This window comes from Nostoc sp., from assembly GCF_036919615.1.
In the GTDB taxonomy this organism is placed as follows: Bacteria; Cyanobacteriota; Cyanobacteriia; order Cyanobacteriales; family Nostocaceae; genus Nostoc.
Genome location: NZ_JBALCN010000053.1, coordinates 1 through 3,933 on the forward strand (window position 1 = coordinate 1; position 3,933 = coordinate 3,933).

The window sequence follows — 3,933 nt, forward strand, 5'->3', positions numbered from 1 at the left end:
TAACGCTACGTAAATACACTATCTCAAAAGTATCCTAGCGTTATCATTTCATTTGGTTAGCCACCTTTAGATTTACTTTATAAATAGCCTCTTAGCTGCTGGCACAAAAAACTTCATAGGCTTTGGTTGAAAGTAACGTGAGTTTTATTAGCACAAGCGTAACGCAGTTACCAAGGCAATCTGTTCCCATTCCATGAGAAAAACTGTCCACTATCGCCTTCTTGAAGCTGTTCGATCACAGCGAATAATTGGGTAACGGTACGTTCCACTGAAAATAATTGTTCCGCAGGTACATTTTTCTGAAAAGGACGCGAAAGGCGGGTATCAGTTGTACCAGGATGCAATGTCACTATTAATGCTTTAGGACAACTTCTTTTATACTCAATTGCCGCAGTTCGCATCAACATATTGAGTGCTACTTTAGAAGCGCGATAGCCATACCATCCACCAAGTTGGTTATCGCCAATACTACCCAATTTAGCAGAAATAGTGGCAAACACGCTGCGTTCTCCATGACGAAACAGAGGCAATAGATGTTTAGCTAACAAGACAGCACCAATACTATTTATCTGAAAGTAGCGCAGCAAATTTTCTGAATTGATCTGTCTTAAGCTTTTTTCAGGTTGCAAAGTATCTTCATGCAAAAGTCCTACACAGTTGACTACTAAATGCAGTTTGTCAACTTGGGTACGTATTTTTTTAACAGCTTCAACAATCTGCAACTCGTCAGTAATATCCATCGCCAGACAAATTAATCGCTGAGAATGTTCGCCTGCAAGAGCTATTAAATCGGAGGCTGATTCCGGTTGACGAGAAGTTGCATAAACTTTGGCTATTCTGTCATCTTCTAGCAATTTTTTCACAAAACCCAAACCAATACCTCGGTTGGCTCCCACAATCAATGCATTGACAGGATTAATTTCATCGATAAAAGACATATTGAATTTAGTTATTAATTGTAGATAGGACTTACGCAAAAAACCTCTCAAACTCTTATTCCTCTGTGTCACGCCAGTTGCTTCAAGTCGGGGAACCCGCCCAACGCACTGGCTTCTCTGTGTCTCTGTGGTTTGTTCTTCCATGACCCGTGCGTAAGTCCTGGTAGATTGAGTTGAACGACAGGAAAATCCAACAAAAATTTTTATAAGTGTTGGGTTGCACTTTACTTAACCCAACCTATCAGATTATAAATGTGCAACTGAACTTAATACCGTATATTATTTGGATGATTCATTCTTTTAGTAACACCTGTGTCAACTCTCCACCTTGCCTATTGCGAACTATTATAAACTCGCTATTTGGCATTCGTAACTCCGCCGGAATCATTTTGGTTGGTAACTCCATTGGCAACCCACCATCTACCATCCCTACACCGGGAAAGGCTATGATCATGATTATACCTGGTCTAAGACAACCAAGAGCTTGAACTGGAATCTTATCAAGCATTATATTTCCATATTAGAAAAATTAGATATAAATAATCCAGTTTTTTAGTTATTTTTATCTTTGGCACTTTTATTGTTTATTTGCCAATACAAAACTTGCTAAAAATTCTATCTAAAACTGATTCTGTTACTTCTTCTCCGGTAATTTCTCCTAGCGCTTGAATTGCACCACGTAAATCAATTGTCCAGAAATCAAGAGGTAACTGCTGAGCAATTGTTGCTTGTACTTGTTCCAAGGAAATTTTAGCTTGAGTTAAAGCTGCTGCTTGCCTTTGATTAATGGCTAAATCCATATCAGCAGCTTGCAATTTTCCTACTTTAACTATCTCTAAAATTGTTGTTTCTAAAGTATCAATACCTTGATTTTGGGCGGCTGCTGTGACAATTTTAGATTTTAGGTTGCACCTTTGGTGCGCTGACAGTGCAACTTGGATTTGGGATTGAAGAGTTTTTCTTTTGCTTTCTTCTAATAAATCGATTTTGTTAATCACAAGAATCAACGGACGATGTTGCACCTGTTCGTAAATTTCTCGATCGCCTTGTGTCCACCCAGCTGAAGCATCGATGGTAAGCAAGACTAAATCAGCTGCATTTGCAGCACGACGCGATCGCTCGACGCCAATTTTTTCCACTTGGTCTGTTGTTTCCCGAATCCCCGCAGTATCTAGCACTTGTACAGGAATTCCCCCGACAACTAACTGCGATTCCACCACATCACGGGTTGTACCAGGTAAATCAGTGACGATCGCGCGATCGCTCTGGCTCCAAGCATTCAATAAGCTGGACTTACCCACATTTGGACGCCCAACAATTGCCACTTTTAAACCTGTGCGTAGCAACTCACCTTTGTCTTTGGTTTCCAATAATCTAGTTATTTCTGCGGCAATTTTCTCGATTTCTGATATTATTACTTTATCATCCAAGGGAGTCAGGTCTTCCTCAAAATCGATTCGAGCTTCGATTTCTGCCAAGATATCTAAACAGTTGGCGCGTAACAGCCGGATCGGATGAGCTAATTTTCCCTGTAAACCAGCTAAAGCAGTTTGGGCAGCTTGGGGCGATCGCGCTCCCACTAAATCGGCAATACCTTCAGCTTGAGTCAGATCCAATCGTCCATTTAAAAAGGCGCGGAGAGTAAATTCTCCCGGTTGCGCTAGTCTGGCACCATTTTCCAAACACAGTTGTAACACCTGCTGCACTGCCATAATTCCCCCGTGGCAATGGAATTCCACTACATCTTCACGGGTATAAGAACGGGGTGCTTTCATGATCAACAACAGCGCTTCATCCACCAGTTGTTGCGTCTGGGGATGGCGAATGTAACCGTAGAGAATCCGGTGAGTTTCCCAAACTTGCCGCCCTGGTGCCTGAAAGAGAGTTTGGGCTAGAGCCATTGCTTGGGAACCCGACACCCGCACAATCCCAACGCTACCCTGTTGGGGGACAACAGCAGTGGCGATCGCAGCGATGGTTCCACTAGTGGCAAAAACTTCTGACATGAGCGCCCTTTATGAGAGTGAGGAGTTAGGAGAGACGCGACGCCAGTCGCTACAACGGGGGGAACCCCCGCAACGCGCTGGCTCATTAATCGCGTCTGTCTGTACAGGAGTTAGGAGTAAAAATCATAACTCATAACTCATAACTTTCTAAATGGTAGGTATTTAGACTAATTAGATGGCAACTGGCAAGGTAAAATTTACCTGGAGGGTGATGCCTGATAGTAAAGAGTGAGAAGTTAGGGGTGAAAATCATAACTCACAACTTATAACTTATAACTTTTAGAGAGAGGAATTTACTGTGGAGCAAAAAATTAACTGCGCCCAAGCCTGTGTTAACGGCTGTGTTTTAGAGGAAAAATGCCCCAATATCGAGTTTAGAGAGGCGGCTGCAAAATTTATTGAAGAGACTCCCTTAGACAAAATGTTGGAGTTGGCACAAGAACGTCTGCGGAAAAAAATGACAGAACCGCCAAAATGGGTTTTTCCTGAAGATCCATAGTATTCACGCTAACAGGCACAGGCAAGACAGCGAAGAGGTTAAATAATATCTGGTGGATCTATATTTAATTCTCGCAGTCTTGCCGCCAAGCGATCGCTGCGTTGCTTCTGGTGTTGTGCCACTTCTTCCGGTGTCGGAACTAGTTCTCCTTCCGGAGTATAAAAGCGTAAATTTTCTTGATAAACCCCTAAATATAAACCTAACTGTTGACTCCACAACCAGCCTTGGGGATTTGGTTCCAGCGGTTGATATTTACCATCAAGTAAATGATACCCTGAAAACTCTAAGGTTTCCGGGTCAAACCAGAAGTAATCTGGTGTGCGAAAGATTTCTTGGTAAATTTGTTTTTTTAAGCCTTTATCAGTGTCGCCTGTGCTAGCCGAGAGAATTTCGATAATTATCCCTCTTCTGTCACTTTCCGGGTATTCTGAATAAAAGAATGAACAGAAAAAACCCTGAAAGGTAAGTAGGGCAATGGATGTAGAGTTAC

General features: G+C 42.2%; 5 protein-coding genes. 1 reads left to right on the plus strand and 4 read right to left on the minus strand.

The genetic code is table 11. The features are described 5' to 3' along the window. Positions 1 to 167: 167 nt before the first annotated feature. From V7K48_RS16670 to mnmE, 3 genes are all read right to left on the minus strand, one after another. The gene (locus V7K48_RS16670) at positions 168 to 938 is read right to left on the minus strand and encodes an SDR family NAD(P)-dependent oxidoreductase (RefSeq protein ID WP_335074290.1); all 771 of its coding nucleotides are present in this window, start codon (positions 936 to 938) and stop codon (positions 168 to 170) included. Positions 939 to 1,230: 292 nt separating this feature from the next. Continuing rightward, positions 1,231 to 1,446 (minus strand): hypothetical protein, encoded by a 216-nt coding sequence (locus V7K48_RS16675; protein ID WP_335074292.1) that lies wholly within the window; start codon positions 1,444 to 1,446, stop codon positions 1,231 to 1,233. A gap of 76 nt (positions 1,447 to 1,522) precedes the next feature. Then, complete coding sequence (gene mnmE, locus V7K48_RS16680) at positions 1,523 to 2,944, minus strand: tRNA uridine-5-carboxymethylaminomethyl(34) synthesis GTPase MnmE (protein ID WP_335074294.1); 1,422 nt, start codon at positions 2,942 to 2,944, stop codon at positions 1,523 to 1,525. 298 nt (positions 2,945 to 3,242) lie between these two features. On the opposite strand from mnmE, the gene V7K48_RS16685 reads away from it, so the two are divergent. Next, positions 3,243 to 3,443 (plus strand): hypothetical protein, encoded by a 201-nt coding sequence (locus tag V7K48_RS16685; protein ID WP_334978985.1) that lies wholly within the window; start codon positions 3,243 to 3,245, stop codon positions 3,441 to 3,443. A gap of 38 nt (positions 3,444 to 3,481) precedes the next feature. Here the strand turns inward: V7K48_RS16685 and V7K48_RS16690 are convergent. Beyond that, on the minus strand, positions 3,482 to 3,933 hold a 452-nt coding region (locus tag V7K48_RS16690), incomplete at its 5' end, for a Uma2 family endonuclease (RefSeq protein ID WP_335074296.1).